The following is a 25,576-nucleotide window of genomic DNA, read 5'->3' on the forward strand; positions in this document are numbered from 1 at the left end:
AAACTATCGGTTTTGGGATAATTATTTTAAACTGATTAAATAATTATCCAATTCTAAATATCTGTTTATAAGATATTTAAAAAGGTTAAAATTTGGTTTTAAACGGTGAATAATACACATCTTACGCACAATATTATCACAGTATTATTTAGCAAAAGATTTATCCAAATAATTCTCAAATTCGTGATAGTTAATGCGTTCGTACAATTCGGCACGAGTTTGCATGGTATCCACAACATTTTTTTGCGTACCGTCCGCTTTAATCGCCTGATAAACATTCTCGGCGGCCTTATTCATCGCACGAAACGCCGACAGCGGATACAGCACCAAACTCACATCAACCCCAGCTAACTCATCGGTGGTATAAAGGGGCGTTGAACCAAATTCGGTGATATTAGCAAGGATTGGCACGCCTGTTTTTTGGGCAAATTCACGATACATGGATAATTCGGTAATCGCCTCTGGAAACAGCATATCAGCACCCGCCTCAATGTATGCACCTGCACGGTCTATTGCCCCTTGCAGACCCTCTACAGCCAGTGCATCGGTACGAGCCATAATCACAAAATTCTCGTCCGTGCGAGCATCTACACACGCTTTAATTCTATCTACCATTTCTTGCGTACTGACAATCGCTTTGTTGGGGCGGTGTCCACAGCGTTTTGCCCCCACTTGGTCTTCGATGTGCATTGCCCCTGCTCCAAACTTAATCAGCGATTTGGTCGTGCGTGCGACATTAAACGCACTTGCCCCAAAACCTGTGTCAGCATCTACAAGCAGTGGCAAATCGCACACATCAGTGATACGGCGTACATCGGTCAGCACATCGTCAAGATTGCTAATGCCCAAATCAGGCAAACCGAGCGACCCTGCCGCCACACCGCCACCTGATAAATAAATCGCACCAAAACCTGCTCGTTTGGCAAGTAAGGCGTGGTTGGCGTTAATTGTGCCAACGACTTGTAGTGGTTTTTGATTGGCGACAGCTTGACGGAATTTTAGACCTGCAGATGTGATATTCATGATGATTGTCCTTTGTCCTTAAAAGCAGCAAAAAAGCTGGCTGTGAGTGAATATGAGTGATTTAAAGCAAAATTGAAAATGATGCAATTTAGTATAGCCATAAGTTTGAAAGATTGCCATAGATGAATGGCAACAGGCTATTGCTGTACAAAAGAGCTTTACGATATTATGCAAAAATTAAATAATATACCCCATTTATTGGATATTATTAGGGCTAGATTTATGCATATTCTGGATATTTCTAAGAATATTTGAATTATTTTGTTACAAATTTTGCAACAAAGGATTAGTTTGGGTGATATTTTTTTGCTCATAAATGGTATGAATTGATTTTAGTAGAGCAAGAATGTTTGGGTTTTGGTCGCCTGACAGCGTATTTAAATAGATAGACGAGGTGATATCGTTGGGGCTAAATGGCAGATAGGTGATTTTGTCTTGATGAATTCCCTTTAAGCTCATGGGTACGATGGTAATGCCTTCACCTGCCGATACCAACCCTAAGGCAACTTGTATGTCCCTGACTTTTTGTGTGTGTTTTGGGGTGAGGTGCCGTTCATAGAATAAGTGCAAAAGCGGATCAAATGTCTGACCTGTACTAAGAAGCATGGGCGTACGATGATATAAAATCAGCATTTCATTGCTTAGTGCTTCAAAGGTCATGCTGTGATTTTTGGCAAGTTGATGTTGTGTAGGAAGTGCAACAACAAGCTGTTCGTGTCTTAAAAACAGTTGTTGTATGAAAGCTTGGGAAGATAAAAAGCGACCAAATCCAACATCAATCTCGCCTGTCTTTAACGCATGAGTTTGCTCGTCAGAACTGACCTCTATGAGCCGTATGTCAAGATGTGGCAGGCGTGTTCTTAGTTCACTGATCACATCAGGCAGTAGCCCATATAAAATAGATGCGACAAAACCAATATTAAGAGTATTTGGTGTGGATTTACCAAAATTTTTGGTCAAAGTGATGAGTTCGGTCAATTCGTGTAGATTTTTCTTGGCGTGTTGATAAAAAAAGTTGCCTGCTGGCGTCAGTTTTATCGGTCGGTGCTGGCGGTCAATGAGCTTTTGTCCAAGAGTGTGTTCTAGCTGAGTGATGTGTCGTGAGAGTGTGGGTTGTGGGACGCCAAGCATCTTAGCAGACTGGCTGATGTTGCCTGTCTTTGCTACATGAATGAAAGTGTTAAGATGAGATAAATCCATGATACGCACCAAGCTACGCCATAAACTGGTGTCATTAGAGTAGCACAAAATGATGGCTTTGTGGAGAGTTGTTTAATTGGGTTGCTATATTGTTGCAATAAGGTTAAAAAAATTCTCATATTTTGTACAAAAGTGCTTGAAATGCTAAAAAATTGTGATATTATGCGGTTACTGGTGTATTTATGGGTTTTATACTATCAATGTGTAATCAACATGATACATTGGCTTGTTTATGGTCTGCTTTCTTAACAGGATTTAAGTGGTAGATTTTTTTAAGGTAACTTGCCTTAAAAACGATTTTGTTAGGAAAGCGTATTATTAAAATTGCTATCGCAATTTACAAGGAGGTTACCATGTTACATGGTACAGACAAAGACATTTCTGGCTATTGGAAAGCCAATGTCCGTATTATTATTGGTTGTTTGATCGTTTGGGCAGTTTGCTCACTTGGTTTTGCCGTTCTATTACGCCCAGCATTAATGGGCATCAATTTCATGGGCACGGACTTGGGGCTGTGGTTTGGTCAGCAAGGTGCCATTCTTACCTTTGTTGCTTTGATTTTTTTCTATGCTTGGAGAATGAACAAGCTGGACAAAGAATATGGCGTAGAGGAGAATTAAGCCATGAGTCAATTTGTTATCAACCTTATTTTTGTTGGCTTGTCATTTGCTTTGTACTTTGGCATTGCATGGTGGGCAAGAGCAGGTTCAACGGAAGAATTTTATGTTGCAGGGGGCGGTGTTCACCCTGTGGTCAATGGTATGGCAACAGGTGCTGACTGGATGAGTGCTGCGTCATTCATCTCTATGGCAGGTATGCTTGCCATGGGTGGTTATGCGGCCTCTGCCTATCTGATGGGTTGGACAGGTGGTTTTGTATTACTTGCCTTGTTACTTGCCCCTTATCTAAGAAAATTCGGTAAATTTACCGTGCCTGACTTTATCGGCGACCGTTTTTATTCTAAGCCAGCTCGTCTGATTGCAGTTGTTTGTTTGATCCTTGCTTGTACCACTTATGTTATCGGTCAGATGACAGGTGCAGGGGTTGCTTTTTCTCGTTTCTTGGAAGTTGATAAAAATACAGGGCTTATCATCGCTGCGGTCGTTGTGTTATTTTACGCAGTCCTTGGTGGCATGAAGGGCATTACCTATACTCAGGTTGCTCAATATGTGGTATTGATGATTGCTTATATCGTTCCTGCCATATTCATCTCACTAAACATTACTGGCAACCCAATCCCAGCTTTGGGTATGTTTGGCAATGATGTGGAAAGTGGTATGACCATGCTATCAAAACTTGATGCATTGGTTACCGATCTAGGTTTTGCTGCTTATACTGCTGATGTGCCAGATAAGCTAAATATGTTTTTGCTAACCCTATCGCTCATGATTGGTACAGCTGGTTTGCCTCATGTTATCATTCGTTTCTTCACAGTAAATAAAGTCTCTGATGCTCGTTCATCAGCAGGTTGGACATTGGTTTTTATTGCTTTACTATACACAACCGCTCCTGCGGTAGGTTCAATGGCTCGTATGAACTTGGTTGAGACAGTTTATCCAAATGGCACGACTTCTGCACCTATTGACTATGAAGCGCGTCCAGAGTGGATGAAAAATTGGGAAGCCACAGGCTTGCTAAAATTTGAGGATAAAAACGCTGACGGTAAGATTGACTACTATAATGACAAATCGAAAGATGAAGCATTTGTAGCTGCCGCTGAAACTAAGGGTTTAAAAGGTAATGAGCTTGATGTCAATAACGACATTATGGTATTGGCCAACCCTGAAATTGCCAATCTGCCAGGTTGGGTTATTGGTCTGATTGCAGCAGGTGGTATTGCAGCAGCACTCTCAACAGCAGCAGGTTTATTACTTGCCATTTCATCAGCCATTTCGCATGATTTGATTAAAATGGTTATTAAGCCAGATATTTCAGATAAGGGAGAACTGAATGCTGCTCGTATTGCGATGGTGGTATCTATTGCGGTGGCGACTTGGCTTGGTATGAATCCACCGGGCTTTGCAGCACAGACGGTTGCTCTAGCGTTCGGTATTGCTGGTTCATCGCTATTCCCTGTGTTGATGATGGGTATTTTCTCAAAACGCATCAATGACAAGGGTGCGGTTGCAGGTATGCTATCAGGTTTGATTGTTACTTGTGTGTACATATTCTTGTTCAAAGGCTGGTTCTTTATTCCAGGCACAAACTCTCTACCTGATGATGCATCAGGCTGGATTATGGGCATTAACCCACTGGGCTTTGGACCAATTGGTGCTTTGATTAACTTTGTGGTTGCATTTGCAGTATCTTATATGACTGCACCACCACCAAAAGAAATCCAAGACCTTGTGGAAAGTGTCCGCTATCCAAAAGGTGCAGGCGCAGCGATTGACCATTGATTGGCTCGCAAAACCTAATAAAAAAATGCAGGTCTTAAAAGACTTGCATTTTTTATTTAATATTAATAAAACCATGATAATAAAAGAAATTTTTATTAAAAATAAGTTGAATGACATCAAATTTTGCTACTCAATTAATCATCTTTGTGCTATAGTGAAAGTGGTTTTTGAGTTGTCTGCTTGATTGAGCGATACCAAATTATGATATCTGTTAGTTGCATTTTACTTTAAGGAAAAAAGATGTTTTGGGAATTGATTGCAACCATTTTATCAGGGTTTATGGCGGCGGGTGTTGCATTGTCATTAAGACTTGTGATAAAAAAACTGCCTCGCTGGATAGTACCTGCGGCAGCAGGACTTGGTATGTTGGGGTTTCAGATTTTTAGTGAATATATCTGGTTTGATCACACCAAATCACGCCTGCCAAAGAATGCATTTGTCGTAGCAACGCACAGTGAGCCTGCATTTTATAAGCCGTGGTCGTATCTAAAAGCACCAACTTTTAAATTTGTGGTGGCTGAGAAACCATCTCATGAAATGAATCAAAGCATCAAAAAGGTTAATTTGTACTTTTTTGAAAGACGCATGGCCACGCAACATACTCAGATTTTGGTGGATTGTGAAAATGGCGTGCAGTCAGACTTTTCCCAAAACCCAAATTGGGGCAAGGTGGTGATGACTGATGATATTGTCAAAGTGGCGTGCGATTGATTTTAATTGATAATGATTCACTTGTGGTCATTTAAAAAGTTAAAGAAAAAAGTGAAAAGCTGTCCTAGATGGCTTTTTCTCGTCTAAGCGATGTGCCAAAATGTGCTATAATGGTTAAATTTTAGAATTGTTATCAAGTGGAAATCATGAAAGTTTTAGGTTTGGAAACTTCTTGCGATGAGACGGGTCTTGCTATTTATGACAGTAAGATGAATGATGGTCAAGGTGGTGTGCTTGCCCAAGTGTTGTATAGTCAAATTGAGTTGCACGCTGTTTATGGTGGTGTTGTACCTGAGTTGGCAAGCCGAGACCATATTCGTAAGCTTGTGCCATTGTTAAATGAGTTGCTAGATAAGGCGAATCTGAATAAAACAAGCATTGATGCTGTTGCCTATACTAAAGGGCCTGGGCTGATTGGGGCATTAATGACGGGGGCGTTGTTTGGTCGAACACTTGCTTATGCTCTTGATATACCAGCTGTTGGCGTGCATCATATGGAGGGGCATCTGCTGGCTCCGATGATTGAGAATAAGGACATTAAATTCCCTTTTGTCTGTTTGCTTGTGTCTGGTGGTCATACCATGCTTGTACGAGCAGATGGTGTGGGGCAATACACGATACTTGGTGAAAGTATTGATGATGCGGTGGGTGAGTGCTTTGACAAAACTGCCAAAATGCTCAACCTTCCTTATCCAGGTGGGCCAAATGTGGAACGCTTGGCCAAAGGGGGTAATCCTAAGGCCTATGAGTTGCCACGCCCTATGATTGGCAAAGGGTTGGATTTTAGTTTTAGTGGCATGAAAACAGCAGTGCACAATCTCATCAAAGATACTAAGGGTTCGGACGATGATGCTGGCATACGCTCTGACATTGCCAGTAGCTTTCAGTATGCGGTGGTGGATACATTGGTTAAAAAATGCACAAAAGCACTTAAAGAGACTGGACTAAAAACGCTCATCATTGCTGGTGGAGTTTCTGCCAACCAAACCTTACGCACTGAGTTGGAAAAATCTCTTGCCAAAATAGGAGCTGTTGTTCATTATGCCCCCTTGCACTTATGCACTGATAATGGAGCAATGATAGCCTATGCTGGCTACCGTCGTCTAAGTATGGGGCAGACAGATGGTTTGTCTGTGGCTTGTGTGCCAAGATGGAATATGCAAACGCTTGATGTTCACGCATCAATCAGCCGATGATAAGACTAAGGGGTATGGGTGCAAGCTTATACCAATGCCATCTTGCGATGACCTGCGATACATTTTATTTGTCGTATATTAAATTTTGACCAAAAAAGTTAATGCCATTTATCTTTATCCGCCATAAACAGTTTTGGGTAATCGATAGGCTTTAAGCAATAGGCTTTAAAGCATACTGACCGTCCTATCATTTGTGTGAATCATCTTAATCATACAGAATCCTTGTGGGCAAATACATCTTGCATGACGAGGTGTATTTTGAGAAAATAAAATGATTTTAACTTAAAAAAGAGCTTTGTCTTGTCGTTATCATCTCTAAAAATTGAATCCTTACCTAAATTTTCTGCAAATTTACTTTCTAATATCCATGCTGCTTTGCATATGTTGGTTGGCAGTGTTCGTGCGTTTGCATTGGTGCGGCCAACTTTTGCACAGTTTGCGGTGTTGCTGTTGGCGGCGTTAGGAGCTAATATTTTATTTGGCTTTTTGGCGGTCAGTGACAGAAGTTATTTTAATGAACAGGGTTTGATTAGCTATTTGGTCTGGCCAGTGATTATTTTGGTTGTGGGCATCATTTTGGCCAGACGCACAATGAATTATTCGCTAATTTTTGTGCCTGTGGTGTTGTGGCTGACAGCTGATACCATGCTGGTATTATCACAAAGTGGCATTCAGTTTTTAGACATCAAAGGCTGGTTGCCATCAATTTTGTACGGTTTTTTACCTAATCTGTTTACTTTTTTATTTGTGTGGCAGACGGCATCTTTGTTGTGGATTTTTGCCAAAAAGTTACGCTGGGTGTGGTGGGAGCGTCTATTGATGCTAGCTGGCGCGGTGGCACTGCTTGTTGTTTGGCAAAAAAATGTTGTTAATCAGCCGATTTTTAAGGTAGAAAATGTTGCACCAACCTTAAATGAGCGTCAGTTTCATGAGCAACACACCCTGCTTAATAAAGGCTTATCCGATATTGCTAAGGGTGTCAAGGGTAAAAATGAATGGTATTTTGTTGGCGTGGCAGGTTATGCTGAGCAAGATGTATTTGCCAGTGAAATTGAGCAGGCAAATCAGCTGTTTGATGTGCGATTTGGTATGAAAAATCGCTCAATAGCCCTTATTAATAATCACCATACTTGGGAAGAATATCCAATTGCATCTCGTACAAGTCTTGCTCAGACACTAAAAGAAATTGGCACCAAAATGAATGCAGATGAAGATGTGCTGTTCTTGACGCTCAGCTCGCATGGAGCAGTTGATGAATCTGGCAGTATTTTGGGCGATTTGGTGATGACCAATCCGCCTTTGACACTAGATGTGATTGACCCTGTATGGTTGCGTGGTGCACTTGATGCATCGGGGATTCGCTGGCGTGTGATTGTGATTTCATCATGCTATTCAGGGTCGTTTATTCCAGCTTTGTCAAGTCCGACAACCGTCATCATCACTGCCAGTCGTGCCGATCGTGCATCCTTTGGGTGTAGCAATGATGCGGACATGACCTATTTTGGGCGTGCATTTTTTGCTGAGAGTCTGCGTGAACAAAATACGCTGATTGATGCATTTAAACAAACGCGTCGTCGTGTCAGTGAGCGTGAGGCACTGATGGGTTTTGAGCCCTCTGAGCCACAGATGGTGGTAGGTGCAATGATGCAAATGGTACTGCCTGAGTTTGAAAAAGTACTTTTTGATCATACCAATAACCCTAGTATCCAACTGCCTAAATTTACCGAAAGTGAAGGGCTAAGATGATTTTTTGGCTTAAAGTCAAAAGTTCATTATTGGCTATTTTTTAATCTATCACAAGACAAAAAGCCCTTCAAAGCCTGTGGATATATCTGTAAAAACTGATTGATGAGCATTGATATATCATAATTTTTAATATATATATTAAAATTTTTGAATAATATTTGCAATTTGTCATGGTTTTTATTATATTATGTTTGGCGATAGACATATCAGTCAAAATAATCAATCAAAGTAGCTGACTGCATTTTGCAGTCAACCCAACTACTCTTAATAAGGAAACTCGTCATGACCATCAAAACAGCCATCGAAAAAGTTGAAAAAAATTATGCTCACCAACCAGAATTCATTCAAGCAGTGAAAGAGGTTGCCATGACCATCGAGCAGGTCTATGCTGATAATCCAAAGTTTGAAGCACTTCAAGTTTTTGAGCGTCTGTGTGAGCCTGACCGCATCATTTCTTTTCGAGTAAATTGGGAAAACGACAAAGGTGAGGTGCAGGTGAATCGTGGCTGGCGTGTACAGTTTAGCAATGCCATTGGTCCATATAAAGGCGGTATCCGCTTTCATCCGACTGTTACTGAAGGCACTTTGAAGTTTTTGGGTTTTGAGCAGATTTTCAAAAATGCTTTAACAGGTTTGCCGATGGGCGGTGCTAAGGGTGGATCGGATTTTGATCCTAAGGGTAAATCAGAAGCTGAAATCCGTCGTTTTTGCTACGCCTTCATGCGTGAATTGCACAAAAATATCGGCAAGGATATGGATGTGCCAGCGGGTGATATCGGTGTGGGCGGTCGTGAAGTGAACTATATGTTTGCGATGTACAAAAACCTAACTCGTGAGTTTGAGGGTGTGTTGACTGGCAAGGGTGTAGGTCATGGCGGTTCTTTGATTCGTACCGAAGCAACAGGCTATGGCTTGGTATACTTCCTTGACAATATGCTAAAAGTCAACAATGAAACCTTAGAAGGCAAAACAGTGCTAATCTCAGGTGCAGGTAATGTGGCACAGTACGCTGCTGAAAAATGCCTACATTTGGGTGGCAAGGTCATTACTTTTTCTGATTCAAAAGGTACTTTGGTGGACAAAGATGGCTTTACCCAAGAAAAGATTGACTGGGTGAAATCAGCCAAGCAAGATGGTAAGGCATTGGCCGACTATGTGGCGGAGTTTGGTGGAGAGTGGCTGGCAGACCAAAAACCATGGCAGTTTGATGCTGATGTGGCATTGCCTTGTGCTACCCAAAACGAAGTGGACGCAGACAATGCTAAGGCTTTGGTTAAACATGGCATCAAGTATATTGGCGAGGGTGCTAATATGCCATTGACAGCTGAGGCCATTGATGTGGTGCGTGATAATGGCATCGCCTATGCACCGGGCAAAGCTGCTAACGCTGGCGGTGTGGCAGTTTCGGGCTTGGAGATGAGTCAAAACAGCGTGCGTCAATATAAGAGCTTTGAAGAGCTTGATGAAAAACTACAAAGTATCATGAAAAACATTCATGATAATTCACTAGAGGCTGCCAAAAAATATGGCACAACCAAAGGTGCGGTAGATTATATGACTGGTGCGAATGTCGCAGGCTTTACTCAGGTGGCGAATGCACTTGTGGCATATGGCTACTTGTAATGAAAATTGCTTAACTCTTAAATATGGCATTTAAGTGTCTTATTTGATAACAATCCGTCCTTATGGGCGGATTTTTTTGGTAGATGCTTGGTAATTTTATCGTGCTAAGATTAGATTTGGACTGATTTGCCTTGCTGTCTGTATCATGTTAAGGTGGTTTTTGGGTGGTGTGCGTTTACACCATCTATTGGAAAGGTTATAATGTACACTGCCGTTAAGCATTGTCATAAAATTCACAAAGTTTGGTATCCACATACTTATTCATAGAGAACCACCATGAGCCACAGCAATTTTTTGGTAGATGTCGCCAAGATACTCACCGACAACCAAATCAAAACCGATGCAGATAGCCTGATGAATTGGGGAAAAGATTGGACAAAGCACTTTACGCCCAATGCTACTGCCATATTATTTCCAAAAACGACCGAAGAAGTCGCCCAAATTGTCAAACTTGCCAATGCTCATCATGTCTGTTTGGTGCCAAGTGGTGGGCGTACTGGTTTGTCAGCTGGGGCGGTAGCAAGCAATGGTGAGGTGGTCATTAGTCTGGATAAAATGAATGCGATTGGGGTGTTTTATGAAGCTGACCGTATGGTGGAAGTAGAAGCTGGCGTGGTTACCAAAGCGTTGCAAGATTTTGCTGAGAGTAAAAACTTATACTATGCGGTAGATTTTGCATCAAGTGGTTCTAGCCAAATTGGTGGCAATATTGGTACAAATGCAGGCGGTATCAAAGTGATTCGCTACGGCATGACAAGAAACCAAATTTTGGGTCTTACGGTAGTTACTGGCAAGGGCGATATTTTGGAGCTTAATGGCGGTATGCTAAAAAATGCTACTGGCTATGACTTTCGTCATCTATTTATTGCTGCAGAAGGTACGCTTGGCATTGTTACTAAGGCGTTGATTAGGCTGGAAAAGCAACCTGTAAACTTGACGGCCATGGTGTTGGGTGTGCCTGATTTTGATTCGGTGGTAAGATTGCTTGACAGGTTTGGTGGGGCGTTAAGCCTAACTGCTTTTGAGTTTTTTGACAGTGTGGCGATTGATAAGGTGTTGTCGGCAGGTCATGCCAAAGAGCCGTTTGAAAGTCGCACACCTTTTTATGTTTTGCTTGAATTTGAGGCAATCAGCGATGGCGTACTAGATACCGCCATGAGTGTTTTTGAGGCGTGTATGCAAGATGGCTTGATTGAAGATGGTGTGATGAGTCAAAGTGTCTCACAGTTGCAAGAGCTTTGGAAACTGCGTGAGAGTATTTCAGAGACAATCTCGGCATTTACGCCATACAAAAACGATGTTTCGGTGTTGATTACACATTTGGGTGATTTTATTCACGACATTCAGGCAGTTGTTAAGGACAGCTATCCAGATTTTGAGATTTGCTGGTTTGGGCATATTGGTGATGGCAATCTGCATCTCAATATCTTAAAGCCTGACGATTTAAGCAAAGAAGACTTTTTTGCTAAATGCCAAACAGTCAATCAGTATGTTTTTGAGGCAGTGAAAAAATACAAAGGATCAATCTCTGCTGAACATGGCGTTGGCATGACCAAAAAGCCCTATTTAGATTATACTCGCTCGTCTGTTGAAATAGAATATATGAAAGCTATTAAGGCGGTATTTGACCCTAATGCAATCATGAATAGAGGCAAGATTTTTGATGTGTGATGATTGATTGCTAAAAAAATGAAGCACTCTTTTGAGTGCTTCATTCTATTGATGCTGTTAATCAATGATGGCTGTGTGAACTGTGGTCATCATGACTGTGATTTTCATGATTGTGTGTATCATGTCCATGCTCATGTCCATGTTCATGTCCGCTGTGATGAGCATGTCCAGCATGATGATGGTCATGTCCGTGCATCATATGCATGATGGTTGGTGATAGGGCGATTGCAAGCCCTGAAACCAACATCAACACGCCACTGAATTTTCTTAAATTAAATTTAGCAACGATTTTTTGTAAAAAACCAATCATCGTATCGGTGGCGACAAGCATTGGTAGGGTTCCGAGCCCAAAAAATAACATGAATAACGCACCAGACAGTATGTCAATCTGTGCGACTGAAATACTGACCGCCATCACAAGTGCACCATAAACCAGGCCACAAGGCAGGAATCCCCAAAGTATGCCTGCACCCAATGCCTTTGGAATATTGTCAATGGGCAATACTTTTTGGCGAATGGGTGCAAGTCGGTTCCAAAGCCCTAAGCCAAGTTTTTCAAGCCGATTTAATAATGGCAATCCCAACATGAGTAGTGCAGCAAAAATCATCGCACCACCTAACAAAATTCTTGGTAGGGCGTTATCGGTCAAAAATGGAGCAATCACTTGGCTGCCCAAAATGCTGGCAATAATGCCAAGTGTCATGTAGCTGATGAGTCTGCCTATGTGGTAGGTCGTGATGAGTATTTTGCGTCTGGCAGGGCTGAGATTTTTCATAGAAATGCCAAAAGCGGCAACGATACCGCCACACATACCTAAACAGTGAGGTGAACCAAAAAAGCCCATGGCAAGTGCAGCTGGCAAAAGAGTTGATATCATAAATCACCCATAAATTGTAATAAATTAAAAAATGTCTGTTGTGTTATTTTGCTTGTTTTAAGGCTTTGCGACGCTCTTGGCGATCGTCTAGAATGATCTGCTCTGGTGCGTTGTCTAGGTCTTCAAATTGGTTAGACTTTACAGCATACCAAATCGCCCAAATTGCCACCACAAATAACATGAGGCTGAGCGGAATGAGCAAATAAATGCTTAGCATCGTTATTCCTTATTAAAATCAGTATGGAGGGAAAGTGCTTAATAATGACTGTAAACTGTCAATTGCATTATAACATACTATTATTGTGGATATGAAATAAAAGTGTGATGTATTACGCCATAAGCTATAAGTCATCTGACCACTTATGGCTACAAAAGTATAACGAATAGATGGGGTGAAAATCTTGTATTTTTATCAAAAATGCGTAATACTCAACATACTCACGGCTTTCATGGTATTTTGTCTAATGCGGTTTTTATTCGTTTGATATGTTATTATTGGTTATTAAGATTAAGTTGGCAGTTATGATGATCATTAAAAAGTGGCAGGCCATGACTGTGCTTGTTGCCTTCGCATCACTACTTGTGGGCTGTGACAATCTCATGTCGTCAAATCCTCATACCAAGATGGATACAACAGCAGCCATGTCTATTGACAGTATGCCCAGTGCTGCTGTCGTAATGGGAAAAACTAAGGCCACAGAGCAATTTATTGCCAGACAATGGCAAGTGGTTAGTATGAATAATAGGCCTGTTGGTGGTGATCTGGTGCTGGATCTAACAGATTTTCGCTCTGGTAAAGGTGAGTTTCGTGATGGCTGTGAGCGGATTTTGGTAACTTTTAATACAAATGATTTGTCTGATGAACGCCTGCTTATTGACCGCTCTGCCAGAAAGAGTCGTGGCTGTCATAGTGAGCTGATTGATGAAGTGATGTGGACGCTTAGTGATGTTTATGCTTTTAAGAGAAATGGTAATGAGCTAAACATTATTGCTGTCCAAAATATGATCCGTCTGGTGCCAGTCAAACAGCCTTCATGAGACAACCTTTCATTCTTGGTTTCTTTTTAAATTTTCAACGATATTGTTCTTAAATTCACTTAGAGCAATCATTTGCCCCAAGTGAAGTTAGACCTATTTGCAAATTTTTTTTAACCGATAAAGCCAATGTTGGTCAAGCTAGGACATACAACTTATGGGCATCATGTCGTATGGGTGTGTTGGTGTGATATCGTCTGCTGTGGCAATTTCTTGCACAACAAAAGGGTTGGCCAGTAGTTCAAACAATCTTGCCGCCTCATTAAAATCGTGATGAATGGTATGCTCAATCGCACGCTGCGCCATATCGTTTCTAAGTATATAAACAGGATTAACTTGCCTCATGGCATCAATTGCCGTCTTTATTGTGGTACTTTTGTTGATTTTGGTGTGATAACGCACTACCCAGTCTTGCCAACTTTGCAATCCATTTTCTTGTGCATTAAGCTCTTTTGTCATGATGTGTAAGAGCGTTTTTTCATGTTTATTATCATTGGTATTGTCCAATACACCAATCAATGCACGAAAACTGTTGGTATAGTCAAGCTGATAGGTTTTTAATAAGCTAACAAATTCATACGCCAAAGCCAAACTGTCATCATCAAGTGGCAGGCCAATTTTTTGGCAAATGCCCGTGTTGTATTCGGTGTAAAAAGTCTGTTCGTATTCATCAAGACAAAGTGCCATCACGCTTTGTTTTATGGACAATAGATCAAAGCAAGCAAGCCATTTTTTTAGATTCCAATGCCCTATAGTGGGCTGATTTTGATAGGTGTAGCGACCAAGATGATCGGATTGATTGTTAATCCAATCTGGGTTAAAACGCTCCATCATGCCAAACGGACCAAAATCCAATGTTGTACCTGTGATGTTGATATTATCTGTATTCATCACGCCATGACTAAACCCAACCAATTGCCACTGGGCGATGAGTTTGGCGGTATTTTGGCAAACTTGTTTCAAAAAGCCACTGATGTCATGTCTGTCAAGTTGTGGATAATAGGTATCTATCATTTGGTGAGTAAATTCACCAAGCAGTTTAGGGTGATATACAGCAAGCCATTCAAAGTGTCCAAGCCGTACATGACAGTCGCTTACTCGTAACAAGGCAGCAGCACATACCATTTGATGGCGAGCAATGATGGTATCTGATACGACAAAGCCAAGTGCGTTTGAGCTGGGAACGCCAAGGCAGGATAAAGCATGACCACATAAATATTCACGAACGGTGCTGTCTATCATCGCACGCCCATCACCAAAACGAGAAAAGGGTGTTTTACCTGCACCTTTTAGATGTAGGTCTTGTATTTTTCCTTGATGATTGATGACTTGGGTGAGTAGTAAGCCACGCCCATCACCAAGTTGTCCTGCCCATTGACCAAACTGATGTCCTGCATAGACCATGGCAAGTGGCCTAAACTCACTGGGAAAAGTATCGTTGTCTGCACCGATGATACCACACCAATCAAAATGATCAAATGGCAAGTTGCTCAGAGTTTTATATAACGCATGATTAAAATGAACCAGCCTTGGATTGTCAAGTGGGCTGGCGTGTTGCTTGTGATATAAAATGGGATTTAATGTCAGATAATGTTGATGATGTTTCATGATGGATTGGTTTGTCAAGATGAATTTGATTGTACCATAAAAAAAGACCCTTTATCATAAAGATAAAGGGCGAGGAGAAAATTTTGTATGTTTTTAAGACTTACCTTTTTGCTTTAGAAAAAAATAAGAGCAGATTTTAATCATTGGGCTGATTTACCTTTAAGATGCAAATAGGCGTTTTCAATATGCTCACTATGTGCCAAAATTTTAGCCTCAATTTGTGCAAATTGTTCTTTGAGTTTTTCATCAGCTTCATGCAAGCGATTGGCAAATTCGGTGCGTTTTAGTTCAACTGATTTGGCTTTTAGGGCGTGCCATTCTTCGACTGTCTGTGTGAATGCTTCGTATTCTGCACTGATGCGTTCTTTAAATAGTGCCAGTCTGCCATCAAGGTTAGTCTCACCACCTTGTGCAATGCGTTTTTGTGCTTTTTTAAATTTCATGGTAACTTCGGCGTGTTTGATGGTTACATCATCAACGCGTTTTAAATCTTGGGCAAGTCCAACTTTTTGTAGTGCTTTAATGAGCCACTTGGTTGGGTCATATTGCCACCACTTGACACCATTGCGATAGTCGTATTGAAAGTAGTGATGGTAGTTATGATAACCTTCACCCCAAGTAAAAATTGCTAAAATTGGATTATCGCGGGCTGTATTCTCGTCAGTATAAGGGCGGGTGCCAAACATATGACACAGTGAATTGATAAAAAAAGTAAAATGATGTGTCAATACCATGCGTAAAAGACCTGCGATGAGAAATGTGCCCAGCATATCGCCTGTCAAAAGACCTGCAAAACCGACAACCACAACATTTGTCAAAATCACCCAAATGCCATAATATTTGTGTTGTAATTGTAATATCTTGTCTTTTTTTAGGTCTGGAATATTTTTGTAATCATATTGACCGCTTGGGTATTTGTGGAGCATCCAATCTATGTGGCTAAACCAAAAGCCTCGCTTAGAAGAATATGGGTCGTCGTATATATCATCAACATGGCGATGATGTGTGCGATGCCCAGAGCACCAATCAAAAGCTGAACTTTGTACCGCCAAAGTAGCACCCAGTAGTAAAAAATACTTTACGACTGGGTGTGCGTCATAAGATTTGTGTGCCCACAAGCGATGATAGCCTGCGGTGATGGACAGCCCTGTCCATGCCATAAAAAAGGCAAATGCTGTCCAAACAGCAGGATTGACACCATGCACCCATAAATACCAAGGCACAAGCACGATGGCCAGCAATGGGGTGGATAACAAGACAATGGCAGGCGTCCAATTGATTGGTGCCTTTTCAAAGGCTTGTGGATTTCTTTCGACGCTCATAGTATTTCCTATTGGTCAAAAAATTAAAGAAAAAAGATGAGATTTTATTGATGTTTTTAGCCATATTATAGCTGAAAAATCCAAAAAAGTGAACAAATATTCACATTAAATCGTGAATATTTGTAACTGATCTCATCTACAGCTGATGACCGATGAAACAAAGGCTTGAGGGTGTTGTCATTTGTGTTGGATTTTTATGAAAATGGCTATTATTCGTCAGATGAGTTTGTTATAATTTTTGGCTTATGTATCATGATTATTGTACCATTAGGATCGAACCCACTCATCAATAGATTAGATATAGATTGAATACTGGCAATGATAATACAATCAAAAAGAAGCGATAAGGAAAGTTATGTCAAATCGTAAGGAATTATTTGAAATGCGGGAATCAAAAATCCTTGAAACTGCTGAGCAATTGCTTTTGGAGTCTGATGAGGGGGATTTGACACTTGACAGTTTGGCGCAACATTTAGATGTGGCAAAAGGCACGCTGTATAAGCATTTTTCTAGCAAAGATGAGCTATTGCTTCGTATTTTGATCAATCATGAGCAAAGATTGCTTTGCATGAACATGACGCAAGATGGTGCAGGAGCAGGTGTGGCACGCATGGCATTACTACAATTACGATTGCCACAACGAGCGATGTTGTTTAATCACATTGAAGAGCGGCTGGCTGGTACATCGGTGGGGCTAAATAAGGTTTTTGGTGAGCTGTATCAAGTACGCCGTCAGCGTATGAAGCGACTGATGGAGATTGCTGAGCAATATCTGAATGAGCAAAACAGTGCCATGGCGGTGCGTGACTATGTGGCATTCATTTGGGCAGTGGGGCAAGGGGGTGCTGGGTTGCTCAATTCTAGCTTTTACCAGCGATATTTGGGCAGTCGTGAATCTTTAAAGCTCGCTTTTGTTCAACAGCTACTTGATTTACCAAAAATGTATCCAAAATAACGCCCTTAAAACCCAAACAAGGTGGAAACTTAATCTCCACCTTGTTTGTTTTTGTATTGATGTATGATATATGGTTTTAATGTTTTGGCAGTTCGCCAGTCCCAAGATACATCTCATCATTTTTGGTCAGTGTGGGGTGGTCGGCATTTTTGATGTTGCGGCGTAGTATGACATAACCTGCAATGCCAGCAATGAGCGAGCCTAAGATGATACCAAGTCGTGGGTCGTATTCTTTGGGAATGCCAGCATATGCCAAACCAGAGATGAATAAAGACATGGTAAAGCCAATGCCACACAATAAGGATACGCCATAGATTTGCTTCATATTGGTGTTGGTGGGTAGCTTGACCAGTCCGAATTTGACGGTCAAAATGACAGGCAACATGACGCCGACTTGTTTGCCGATAAATAGACCCAATGCAATGCCCAAAGGCACGCCATGCATGAGGCTATCAATGCTTGTGCCAGCCAATGAAATGCCTGCATTGGCAAAAGCAAATAATGGCAAAATGCCAAAAGCCACCGTATTGTGCAAGTCGTGCTCCAACTCTTCTAGGGGTGAGTGTTCTGGGTCTTTATGATTGCGTAGAGGAATGAAAAACGCCAATAATACCCCTGCTAATGTTGCGTGTACACCTGATTTTAACATTGCTGCCCAAAGAATCAGACCGATGAGTAAATAGGGGGTGAGGCGTACAATATTTAGACGGTTGAGAAAGAATAGAAATGGCAAGCACACCGCTGCCACACCAAGTGAAACAAGTGACAATTCGGAAGTGTAAAACAGGGCAATGATGACAATTGCTCCTAAGTCATCAAAAATGGCGATGGATACCAAAAATACTTTGAGTGCATTGGGTACTTTATCACCCAGTAGGCTTAGTACACCAATGGCAAAAGCGATGTCAGTTGCGGTTGGGATTGCCCAACCCTTCATGGCACTTGCATCACCATGATTGAGTGCGGCAAAAACAAGGGCGGGTGCTGCCATGCCTCCGACAGCACACAAAGCAGGCAGGACGATTTGCTTGATGTCAGACAGCTCGCCAATTAAGGCTTCTCGCTTTAATTCCAAACCTACCAAAAAAAAGAATATTGCCATCAGGCCGTCATTAATCCAATGATGAGCATCTTTGGCAATTTCAAATGTTCCGATTTTTACCAAAACAGGGGCGTGAATGAAAGCGTGGTACAGGTCGTGCAAAGGTGAGTTGGCAATGATCATTGCCAGCATTGCAGCAATTGCAAGTATGATGCCACCTGCGGCTTCTAGTTCAAAAAATTTTTTGATGCGGTTCATCGGCATGGCTGATTCTCTTATGGCTTTTGTCGGTGAATGGTGAATATTGATAAAAAATGATTAAAAAAACGATGAAATAAAATATGATTAGAATATTTAGAAATATATCATAAAAACTAATGGGGCTAAATGGTTTTTATGATATTGAGGCCAAAAAATTACAAAAAACCTATTAAACCTATTAAACCTATTAAACCTATTAAACCTATTAAACCTATTAAACCTATTAAACCTATTAAACCTATTAAACCTATTAAACCTATTAAGAGGATAAGATATTGCCATCTATCATTTAAGATACAATCAAAATTAAGATATGATCAAAATCAATTTAAAAAAACAGGCAAACTGATAACCAAAAAAATCTGGATTTTAAGCGGATCAATGTCGTGATGAGTCTTTGGTGGTGTCATTTGTTGTCTGATGGCTATTTTTTTTAGGGCTAAATTTGATATCAAATTTTAGTCGTATTTTATGTCGTAAGAAGCCACACTCTAAAATTTGCTTGAAAGTCTGTGAGTTAGTTTGTATGATGAATGCCTTTATCTATATCTATATCCAATCTATATCTATCAATCTTGTTGATTGATGACGCCAGTCCACCGAGAGGTAAAAAGAAGGAATCTTTATGGTGCTTACCATTCAAATGCTTGTGGTTTTATTTTTTGTTGCGATGGTGGCAGGATTTGTTGATGCAATGGCGGGCGGTGGCGGACTTCTGACCATTCCTGCCTTGCTTTTAACAGGTATGAATCCTGTGGCAGTGTTGGCAACCAACAAGCTCCAAGCCTGTGCAGGCTCATTCTCAGCAAGTTTGATGATGATAAAAAAAGGCCTAATTCACCCAAAGATGATGAAAACAGCACTCATCATGGCGTTGCTTGGCTCTGCCATCGGCACAATTTTGGTGCAGATGTCCCCACCTGATTTTTTACGAAAAATATTACCCTTTGTGATTGGTGCGGTGGGTCTATATACACTATTTTCCCCCAATCTTGGCAAGCTACAAACCACGCCAAAAATCAGCCAGACCGTCTATGATAGGACTTTTGCTCCTTTGATTGGTTTTTATGATGGTTATTTTGGGCCGGGCGTGGGGACATTTTTTAGCTTATCTCAGGTTGTATTGCGTGGGCGTGATTTGGTGCAAGCAACAGCAAGGGCAAAATTACTAAACTTCGCCACCAATATGGCATCTTTGATATTCTTTATTGTGGGCGGGCAAGTGGTGTGGCTTGTTGGTTTTGTGATGATGATTGGGCAAGTATTTGGTGCGTATTTAGGTTCTCAGATGGTCGTAAAAAACGGCACAACACTCATTCGCCCTGTGATTGTCATCGTTTGTTTTATGATGGTGGCAAAATTGGTATTTTTCTAGGCTTATTTTTGCCTACTTTGATGGCAGGTCAAATCAATGGTGCTTATAATGCTCTTTGTGGTGCTAAGATGATGGGGTGTTTGTCATCAGTGATTTTGTATTTTTGGCTTTTTTTGTAAGACGCTCATCATCTTTGGTAATGAATCAAGTTTTTTGGTATAAAGTTTAGTATAATAATCAGCCATTGTATTTTAGCAATCCTACCAAGACATCATGAATATATCTACATCCGCTATTTTGCCCAAAAAAATATTGCTTGCATTAACAGGTGGTATTGCTTGTTATAAGGTTGCCATTTTAGCACGCCTTTTGATGAAAGCTGGGTACACTGTCCGTGTGATGATGACGCATGGAGCGTGTGAGTTTATCACACCCATGACTTTGCAAGCTTTGACAGGGCATGAAGTTCATACTGAATTATTAGACGCCCAAGCTGAAAAAGGCATGGGGCATATTGAGCTTGCTAAGTGGGCGGACTTAGTGGTTGTTGTACCAGCTTCGGCAAATACAATTGGCAAGCTGGCAAACGGATTAGCAGATAATCTGGTTACTACTGTATGCCTTGCTACCACAGCCCCCATTTGGCTTTATCCAGCGATGAATCAGGCAATGTGGGGTAATGCGATGGTACAAGCTAACTTAGCCAAACTTCATGATTTTGGTTTTAAAATCAGTTCTCCTGATAGCGGTGAGCAGGCTTGTGGAGATGTTGGAGTGGGCAGACTGCCTGAACCTGAGATGATTTTTAATGAAATCTCCACTCATTTTCATCGGCAGGCCACCCCCCAAATCTTACTTGATAAAACCGTCGTTATTACCGCAGGAGCAACCCTTGAACCTATCGATCCTGTCCGCTATTTGTCCAATCACTCCACAGGCAAAATGGGCCATGCTCTTGCCACTGCTTGCATCAATGCAGGGGCGATGGTAATTCTTATTGTAGGGCAAAAAGTCAGCTTGGCCACACCTATGGGCGTCAAAAAAATCACGATAGGTACGGCTGATGAGTTATTGCAGGCGAGTTTGGAGAGTTGCAAAATGGCAGATATTTTCATCGCCACCGCCGCTGTTGCAGATTTTAAAGTCAAACAAGTGGCAAACCAAAAACTTAAAAAAACAAGCGATGATGTTTTGACCTTGGAGCTTGTCAAAAACCCTGATGTGCTAGCGACAATTTCAAATGCCTATCCACACCTTTTGACCGTTGGTTTTGCTGCCGAAACCAACGATGTAGAAGATTATGCTCGTGGAAAACTCATCGCCAAAAACTTAGACATGATAGCGTGCAATGATGTTTCGGACAAAACCATCGGGTTTGGTAGCGATGATAATGCCATGACGGTGTTTTTTGCCCAAAAATACAATAAAGATAAAGCTGTGCTAAATAAGGCGAGTAAAGATGACATCGCCAGACAACTTGTGATGGCAATCGGCGAAGTTTTATCCCAAAAATCAACAGGTCAGCTTTGATTGTTGCATTGTTCATGAAAACTGGCCATATTTTCATAAAAATAATCAAAAAGTGTGAAAAAATGGCATTTAAATGCAAATTTGATTGGTAAATTATAAAAAAATGGTGTATTTTGTTAAATATAAGAAAGGACACTTTTTTGTCAAAAAATGACCGCAGTATTATGATGATATGGCTTTAAGATGCTGTTTTGATATTGATTGACCAATTTGACAAGATTTGTTCATAAGATTTACAAGGTTAAAATTGACAAGGCTAAAAGGAGATTGTTACTATGAGCACCGCCGAATTTAACATAACAAGTGATGATCTTTGGTATGGTACCTACCAAAAATACGGCATCAGTACAGATTTTAATATTCCTGAACATATACAGTCGCTGGCTGATGTTTTTGAAGATAATATTACCAACCATAGAGGGGCCATCGCCAGTACCTTTATGGATAAGTCAATGACTTATGGCGAGCTTGATGAGGCGAGTTTGAAGATTGCGGCTTATTTGCAGTCGCTTGGTCTTGAAAAGGGCGATAAAATTGCCTTGATGATGCCAAATGTCCCGCAATATTTGGTTACGATGTTTGGCGTGATTCGTGCAGGCTACACACTTGTGAATGTCAACCCATTGTACACCAGCCCTGAGCTTGAACATCAACTCAATGATAGTGAAGCTAAGGTTTTGTTTATTATTGAAAATTTTGCCAAAACTTTTGAGCAAGTGAAAAATAAGGGTAAGGTTGAGCATGTGGTTGTTGCCAGTATTGGCGACATGCTTGGATTAAAAGGCCACATTGTTAATTTGGTTGTGCGTCATATCAAAAAAATGGTACCAAGTTATCACATTAATGGTACAACCAGCTTTAAAGATGCTCTAAATTCTGTGCCAGCCAATAAGTTTAAGCGTCCAATGCTTACCCTTGATGATGTGGCGGTATTACAATATACAGGTGGTACAACTGGTGTGGCAAAAGGTGCAATGTTAACTCACCGCAATATCATCGCCAATATAGAGCAGGCGAGCAACTTTGTCAGCACTGCTTTTCCTGATGGCAATATGAATGGCAAATATATAACCGTGGCACTGCCTTTGTATCATATTTTTTGTTTTATGGTCAGTCAGCTGGCGATGAAATACGGTTTTGCACTTTTGCTCATTCCAAATGCGCGTGATTTTGCCGACTTGACCAAACAGCACGCCAAATATCGCCCTGTATTCTTTATGGGTGTTAATACTTTGTTCAATGCTTTGACCAATCATGAAGGATTTAAGAGTATTGACCATGGCAATATGAAGTTTAGTTTGGCAGGTGGTATGTCTGTATTGCCTAGCACTGCTAAGGCATGGGAGGCGTTGACAGGCACTCACATCACCGAGGGCTACGGTTTATCAGAGACCTCTCCTGTGCTTACGGTTACACCACCACCAGCAGGCTACTCTGGTAAAATCGGTATCCCTTTGCCAGCGACAGACATCGTCATTCTTGACGATGATGGCAATCGGGTGCCATTGGGTGAAGCGGGTGAGATTTGTGCTAAGGGTCCTCAGGTGATGAAGGGCTATTGGGGACGCCCTGATGAGACCGAGAAGGTGATCACAACAGATGGATATTTTCGCACAGGCGACATAGGCATTATGGACGAGCAAGGCTATATCAAAATTGTTGATAGAAAAAAAGACATGGTATTAGTCTCTGGTTTTAATGTTTATCCAAACGAAGTTGAAGAAGTTGTTGCGGCACATCCAAAAGTGCTAGAATGCGGTGTCATTGGTGTGCCAGATGAGCATAGTGGCGAGGTGGTGAAAGTCTTTGTTGTCAAAAAAGATGAAAGCCTGACTGAAAAAGAGATTGCAAGTTGGGTGAAGGAGCGACTAACTGGCTATAAGCGTCCAAAGATTGTTGAATTTGTCAGTGAGCTACCAAAATCCAATGTTGGTAAAATCTTACGCAAAGAGCTTCGCAATCTAGAAAAACAAAAATCATCTTAGTAAAGATGGTTTGATGTATGGTGGAATACAACAAAAAAGACTTGCTACAGCAGGTCTTTTTTTGGATAAAAGTTTTTTTACAAATGAGTGAGTAAAAAAACTAACAAGGCAATCGTTTTTGTGTTATTGTCAAGAAATTGGTACAATACGATTTTAATTATTTTCAATAGTCAAAAGTGGGCAATCATGCGTCATAATAATCGTGCTTTAAATGAGCTTCGCTCTATTTCATTTACTCGCCACTACACCAAGCATGCCGAGGGTTCGGTTCTGGTTTGTTTTGGAGATACCAAAGTGTTGTGTACTGCAAGTATTGAGCAGGGTGTGCCACGCTGGTTAAAAGGTCAGGGAAAGGGTTGGCTAACAGCTGAATATGGTATGTTGCCACGAGCCACAGGTACACGCACCGACAGAGAGGCTGTGCGTGGCAAACAATCTGGACGCACTCAGGAAATTCAGCGTTTGATTGGGCGTTCGTTGCGTGCAATGCTGGACTTGACCAAACTTGGTGAAAATACCATATATATTGACTGTGATGTCATTCAAGCAGATGGAGGTACTCGTACTGCCAGCATTACAGGGGCGGCTGTGGCACTGATGGATGCACTTGAAAAATGGCAAAGAAAAGGCAATTTAAAAAGCGACCCCTTTGTTGGTTTGGTGGCGGCAGTATCTGTGGGCATTAAAAATGGCAAGGTATATTTGGATTTGGATTATAGCGAAGATTCAACCTGTGATACTGATTTGAATGTGGTGATGATGCAAGGTGGTGGCTTTATTGAGATTCAAGGTACAGCAGAAGAAGCGCCATTTAGCCGAGCTGAGGCTGATGCCATGCTGGATTTGGCAGAATCAGGCATTCTTACGCTGATTGGCGAACAACAAAAGGCACTTGGCTGGTGATGAAAGTTATTGATGATGGAGTGGAAATTGTTTTGGCGGGTAAAAATACCGATGGTATGTTCGTTTGGTCGGTAGCCATGCTTGTCTGTGCTTTGGTGGTGGCTATTATTTGTTTTACCCTGCCTGTGCCATATGCCATCAGTGCGGTAGGGGTTTGGGCGGTATTGATGTATTTTTTTAATCAAAAAAAACATATTGCCAAAACTCAAAAGCATCATGCACAAGGTGTACTCATCATTAAAAACCATCATTTTTCTATTAATGGTATGTCAACAAGCCTCAGCAAAGCGGCCCAAATTTCTAGTGATGGCAAGCATCTGATTATCAATGATGATGGGGTGTTTTATTATTTTGGGGGTTTTGCTGGTGAGCATGAGATTGATGTTGCTAAAGCGGTATTAAATGGTCAAAGTATTGTCAAACGCACAAAAACCATCAAAATGAGTGTTGGTTAGTTGATGGGATAAATAATTAAGATGGGATGGATAATTAAAAAGTGCGGTTAAGCCTCCATATTTTGTATTTCTGGTCGGACTATGGTAAAACTTGCCATAGCCAAACCCTGTTGTCTTTTGATCATTTGATCAGCTCATGATTGGGGCGAGTGTTTTACCCCAAATATGCCCTCAAATAATGATGCAAAAATTCAATATTGGTATTGGGTTTTTAGTTTTTTTTATCAGTTTGTTGGGTTTATTAAAATGGCTTAACCACCACCAAAATGACCACTGTAATCAAGATGAATACAGGGATTTCATTAAACCATCGCCAAAAAATATGTGTTTTTAGTTTTGGGTTGTCGGCAAGTTTTAGGCGATATTTTCCGCACATGATGTGATAAGCTGTCAGCAAAATGACAAGTGTGATTTTGGCGTGTAGCCAGCCTTGGTTTTTATAGATGTCCCAATTCATCACAACCATTGTCATGCCAAAAAGCCAAGTTGCCATCATCGCAGGATTCATAATCCCTCTGTACAATTTGCGTTCCATGATGGCAAACCGATTTTGACTGACGATGTCGTCGCTCATGGCATGATACACAAATAATCGTGGCAAATAAAAAATCCCTGCAAACCAGCAGATCATCGCAATGATGTGAAAGGCTTTGATGTATAAAAACAACGCTATCACCCCTAAAAAAAGATGGTGTATTATACCATAGGTTGTAAAACTG

General features: G+C 41.1%; 23 protein-coding genes. 15 read left to right on the plus strand and 8 right to left on the minus strand.

Annotated elements, in window-relative coordinates; genetic code table 11:
- Positions 1-144 precede the first annotated feature (144 nt).
- A complete protein-coding gene (gene prpB, locus R0123_RS06845) occupies positions 145-1,023 on the minus strand; it encodes a methylisocitrate lyase (protein WP_323842007.1) in 879 nt (292 codons plus the stop codon).
- A 264-nt stretch (positions 1,024-1,287) separates the two neighbouring features.
- Entirely contained in the window at positions 1,288-2,223 is a 936-nt protein-coding gene (locus tag R0123_RS06850; protein ID WP_323843530.1) for a LysR family transcriptional regulator, read from the minus strand.
- Between the two features lie 353 nt (positions 2,224-2,576).
- Between R0123_RS06850 and R0123_RS06855 the strand changes: the two genes are divergently transcribed.
- The 7 genes from R0123_RS06855 to R0123_RS06885 all read left to right on the plus strand — a co-directional run bounded on the left by R0123_RS06855 (position 2,577) and on the right by R0123_RS06885 (position 11,569).
- Positions 2,577-2,843, plus strand: a complete 267-nt coding sequence (locus R0123_RS06855) for a DUF4212 domain-containing protein (protein WP_323842009.1) — start codon at positions 2,577-2,579, stop codon at positions 2,841-2,843.
- Positions 2,844-2,846: 3 nt separating this feature from the next.
- Entirely contained in the window at positions 2,847-4,622 is a 1,776-nt protein-coding gene (locus R0123_RS06860; RefSeq protein ID WP_323843531.1) for a sodium:solute symporter family protein, read from the plus strand.
- Between the two features lie 240 nt (positions 4,623-4,862).
- A complete protein-coding gene (locus tag R0123_RS06865; RefSeq protein ID WP_323842011.1) occupies positions 4,863-5,333 on the plus strand; it encodes a hypothetical protein in 471 nt (156 codons plus the stop codon).
- A gap of 146 nt (positions 5,334-5,479) precedes the next feature.
- Positions 5,480-6,529 carry a tRNA (adenosine(37)-N6)-threonylcarbamoyltransferase complex transferase subunit TsaD gene (gene tsaD, locus R0123_RS06870; RefSeq protein ID WP_323842012.1) on the plus strand — a complete coding sequence of 350 codons (1,050 nt, stop codon included), beginning with the start codon at positions 5,480-5,482 and terminating at the stop codon, positions 6,527-6,529.
- 300 nt (positions 6,530-6,829) lie between these two features.
- The gene (locus tag R0123_RS06875) at positions 6,830-8,275 is read left to right on the plus strand and encodes a C13 family peptidase (RefSeq protein WP_416381702.1); all 1,446 of its coding nucleotides are present in this window, start codon (positions 6,830-6,832) and stop codon (positions 8,273-8,275) included.
- A 282-nt stretch (positions 8,276-8,557) separates the two neighbouring features.
- Positions 8,558-9,898: an NADP-specific glutamate dehydrogenase gene (gene gdhA / locus R0123_RS06880; protein WP_323842013.1), complete on the plus strand. Its 1,341-nt coding sequence runs from the start codon at positions 8,558-8,560 to the stop codon at positions 9,896-9,898.
- Between the two features lie 276 nt (positions 9,899-10,174).
- Positions 10,175-11,569, plus strand: coding sequence for an FAD-binding oxidoreductase (locus R0123_RS06885; RefSeq protein WP_323843532.1), 1,395 nt, complete (start codon positions 10,175-10,177; stop codon positions 11,567-11,569).
- A gap of 61 nt (positions 11,570-11,630) precedes the next feature.
- Here the strand turns inward: R0123_RS06885 and R0123_RS06890 are convergent, their stop codons facing one another.
- Positions 11,631-12,446 carry a sulfite exporter TauE/SafE family protein gene (locus tag R0123_RS06890; RefSeq protein ID WP_323843533.1) on the minus strand — a complete coding sequence of 272 codons (816 nt, stop codon included), beginning with the start codon at positions 12,444-12,446 and terminating at the stop codon, positions 11,631-11,633.
- A gap of 43 nt (positions 12,447-12,489) precedes the next feature.
- Positions 12,490-12,663 (minus strand): cbb3-type cytochrome oxidase assembly protein CcoS, encoded by a 174-nt coding sequence (gene ccoS / locus R0123_RS06895; RefSeq protein WP_323842016.1) that lies wholly within the window; start codon positions 12,661-12,663, stop codon positions 12,490-12,492.
- A gap of 305 nt (positions 12,664-12,968) precedes the next feature.
- Here ccoS and R0123_RS06900 point away from each other — a divergent pair, with 305 nt between their 5' ends.
- The gene (locus R0123_RS06900) at positions 12,969-13,484 is read left to right on the plus strand and encodes a hypothetical protein (RefSeq protein ID WP_323842017.1); all 516 of its coding nucleotides are present in this window, start codon (positions 12,969-12,971) and stop codon (positions 13,482-13,484) included.
- A 138-nt stretch (positions 13,485-13,622) separates the two neighbouring features.
- On the opposite strand, the gene R0123_RS06905 is transcribed toward R0123_RS06900, so the two are convergent.
- Both R0123_RS06905 and R0123_RS06910 read right to left on the minus strand, forming a co-directional pair.
- On the minus strand, positions 13,623-15,089 hold the full coding sequence (locus R0123_RS06905; protein ID WP_323843534.1) for a protein adenylyltransferase SelO family protein: 1,467 nt from the start codon (positions 15,087-15,089) through the stop codon (positions 13,623-13,625).
- 140 nt (positions 15,090-15,229) lie between these two features.
- Positions 15,230-16,411 (minus strand): acyl-CoA desaturase, encoded by a 1,182-nt coding sequence (locus tag R0123_RS06910; RefSeq protein ID WP_323843535.1) that lies wholly within the window; start codon positions 16,409-16,411, stop codon positions 15,230-15,232.
- A 355-nt stretch (positions 16,412-16,766) separates the two neighbouring features.
- Between R0123_RS06910 and R0123_RS06915 the strand changes: the two genes are divergently transcribed.
- Positions 16,767-17,366, plus strand: coding sequence for a TetR/AcrR family transcriptional regulator (locus R0123_RS06915; RefSeq protein WP_323842020.1), 600 nt, complete (start codon positions 16,767-16,769; stop codon positions 17,364-17,366).
- A gap of 76 nt (positions 17,367-17,442) precedes the next feature.
- Here the strand turns inward: R0123_RS06915 and nhaA are convergent, their stop codons facing one another.
- Positions 17,443-18,672, minus strand: a complete 1,230-nt coding sequence (nhaA, locus tag R0123_RS06920; protein WP_323842021.1) for a Na+/H+ antiporter NhaA — start codon at positions 18,670-18,672, stop codon at positions 17,443-17,445.
- Positions 18,673-18,804: 132 nt separating this feature from the next.
- Here nhaA and R0123_RS08520 point away from each other — a divergent pair, with 132 nt between their 5' ends.
- The 6 genes from R0123_RS08520 to R0123_RS06945 all read left to right on the plus strand — a co-directional run bounded on the left by R0123_RS08520 (position 18,805) and on the right by R0123_RS06945 (position 24,857).
- Complete coding sequence (locus tag R0123_RS08520; RefSeq protein ID WP_416381704.1) at positions 18,805-19,059, plus strand: 4-fold beta flower protein; 255 nt, start codon at positions 18,805-18,807, stop codon at positions 19,057-19,059.
- Between the two features lie 235 nt (positions 19,060-19,294).
- Positions 19,295-20,044 (plus strand): TSUP family transporter, encoded by a 750-nt coding sequence (locus R0123_RS06925; RefSeq protein WP_323842022.1) that lies wholly within the window; start codon positions 19,295-19,297, stop codon positions 20,042-20,044.
- Between the two features lie 213 nt (positions 20,045-20,257).
- Positions 20,258-21,514 carry a bifunctional phosphopantothenoylcysteine decarboxylase/phosphopantothenate--cysteine ligase CoaBC gene (gene coaBC, locus R0123_RS06930; protein ID WP_323843536.1) on the plus strand — a complete coding sequence of 419 codons (1,257 nt, stop codon included), beginning with the start codon at positions 20,258-20,260 and terminating at the stop codon, positions 21,512-21,514.
- Positions 21,515-21,789: 275 nt separating this feature from the next.
- Entirely contained in the window at positions 21,790-23,499 is a 1,710-nt protein-coding gene (locus R0123_RS06935; protein WP_323843537.1) for an AMP-binding protein, read from the plus strand.
- Between the two features lie 186 nt (positions 23,500-23,685).
- Positions 23,686-24,402: a ribonuclease PH gene (rph, locus tag R0123_RS06940; protein WP_323842025.1), complete on the plus strand. Its 717-nt coding sequence runs from the start codon at positions 23,686-23,688 to the stop codon at positions 24,400-24,402.
- On the plus strand, positions 24,399-24,857 hold the full coding sequence (locus R0123_RS06945; RefSeq protein WP_323843538.1) for a hypothetical protein: 459 nt from the start codon (positions 24,399-24,401) through the stop codon (positions 24,855-24,857). Before rph ends, R0123_RS06945 begins: the two co-directional genes overlap by 4 nt.
- A gap of 241 nt (positions 24,858-25,098) precedes the next feature.
- Here the strand turns inward: R0123_RS06945 and R0123_RS06950 are convergent, their stop codons facing one another.
- The gene (locus R0123_RS06950) at positions 25,099-25,488 is read right to left on the minus strand and encodes a CopD family protein (RefSeq protein ID WP_416381705.1); all 390 of its coding nucleotides are present in this window, start codon (positions 25,486-25,488) and stop codon (positions 25,099-25,101) included.
- Between the last annotated feature and the right edge of the window lie 88 nt (positions 25,489-25,576).

The organism is Moraxella sp. Pampa (assembly GCF_035181385.1).
In the GTDB taxonomy this organism is placed as follows: domain Bacteria; phylum Pseudomonadota; class Gammaproteobacteria; order Pseudomonadales; family Moraxellaceae; genus Moraxella.

Excerpts from the sequence above, each read along its gene's own strand:
- prpB (WP_323842007.1), bottom strand. The coding sequence starts at position 1,023 with ATGAATATCACATCTGCAGGTCTAAAATTCCGTCAAGCTGTCGCCAAT.
- R0123_RS06850 (WP_323843530.1), bottom strand. The coding sequence starts at position 2,223 with ATGGATTTATCTCATCTTAACACTTTCATTCATGTAGCAAAGACAGGC.
- R0123_RS06855 (WP_323842009.1), top strand. The coding sequence starts at position 2,577 with ATGTTACATGGTACAGACAAAGACATTTCTGGCTATTGGAAAGCCAAT.
- R0123_RS06860 (WP_323843531.1), top strand. The coding sequence starts at position 2,847 with ATGAGTCAATTTGTTATCAACCTTATTTTTGTTGGCTTGTCATTTGCT.
- R0123_RS06865 (WP_323842011.1), top strand. The coding sequence starts at position 4,863 with ATGTTTTGGGAATTGATTGCAACCATTTTATCAGGGTTTATGGCGGCG.
- tsaD (WP_323842012.1), top strand. The coding sequence starts at position 5,480 with ATGAAAGTTTTAGGTTTGGAAACTTCTTGCGATGAGACGGGTCTTGCT.
- gdhA (WP_323842013.1), top strand. The coding sequence starts at position 8,558 with ATGACCATCAAAACAGCCATCGAAAAAGTTGAAAAAAATTATGCTCAC.
- R0123_RS06885 (WP_323843532.1), top strand. The coding sequence starts at position 10,175 with ATGAGCCACAGCAATTTTTTGGTAGATGTCGCCAAGATACTCACCGAC.
- R0123_RS06890 (WP_323843533.1), bottom strand. The coding sequence starts at position 12,446 with ATGATATCAACTCTTTTGCCAGCTGCACTTGCCATGGGCTTTTTTGGT.
- ccoS (WP_323842016.1), bottom strand. The coding sequence starts at position 12,663 with ATGCTAAGCATTTATTTGCTCATTCCGCTCAGCCTCATGTTATTTGTG.
- R0123_RS06900 (WP_323842017.1), top strand. The coding sequence starts at position 12,969 with ATGATGATCATTAAAAAGTGGCAGGCCATGACTGTGCTTGTTGCCTTC.
- R0123_RS06905 (WP_323843534.1), bottom strand. The coding sequence starts at position 15,089 with ATGAAACATCATCAACATTATCTGACATTAAATCCCATTTTATATCAC.
- R0123_RS06910 (WP_323843535.1), bottom strand. The coding sequence starts at position 16,411 with ATGAGCGTCGAAAGAAATCCACAAGCCTTTGAAAAGGCACCAATCAAT.
- R0123_RS06915 (WP_323842020.1), top strand. The coding sequence starts at position 16,767 with ATGTCAAATCGTAAGGAATTATTTGAAATGCGGGAATCAAAAATCCTT.
- nhaA (WP_323842021.1), bottom strand. The coding sequence starts at position 18,672 with ATGCCGATGAACCGCATCAAAAAATTTTTTGAACTAGAAGCCGCAGGT.
- R0123_RS08520 (WP_416381704.1), top strand. The coding sequence starts at position 18,805 with ATGATATTGAGGCCAAAAAATTACAAAAAACCTATTAAACCTATTAAA.
- R0123_RS06925 (WP_323842022.1), top strand. The coding sequence starts at position 19,295 with ATGGTGCTTACCATTCAAATGCTTGTGGTTTTATTTTTTGTTGCGATG.
- coaBC (WP_323843536.1), top strand. The coding sequence starts at position 20,258 with ATGAATATATCTACATCCGCTATTTTGCCCAAAAAAATATTGCTTGCA.
- R0123_RS06935 (WP_323843537.1), top strand. The coding sequence starts at position 21,790 with ATGAGCACCGCCGAATTTAACATAACAAGTGATGATCTTTGGTATGGT.
- rph (WP_323842025.1), top strand. The coding sequence starts at position 23,686 with ATGCGTCATAATAATCGTGCTTTAAATGAGCTTCGCTCTATTTCATTT.
- R0123_RS06950 (WP_416381705.1), bottom strand. The coding sequence starts at position 25,488 with ATGATCTGCTGGTTTGCAGGGATTTTTTATTTGCCACGATTATTTGTG.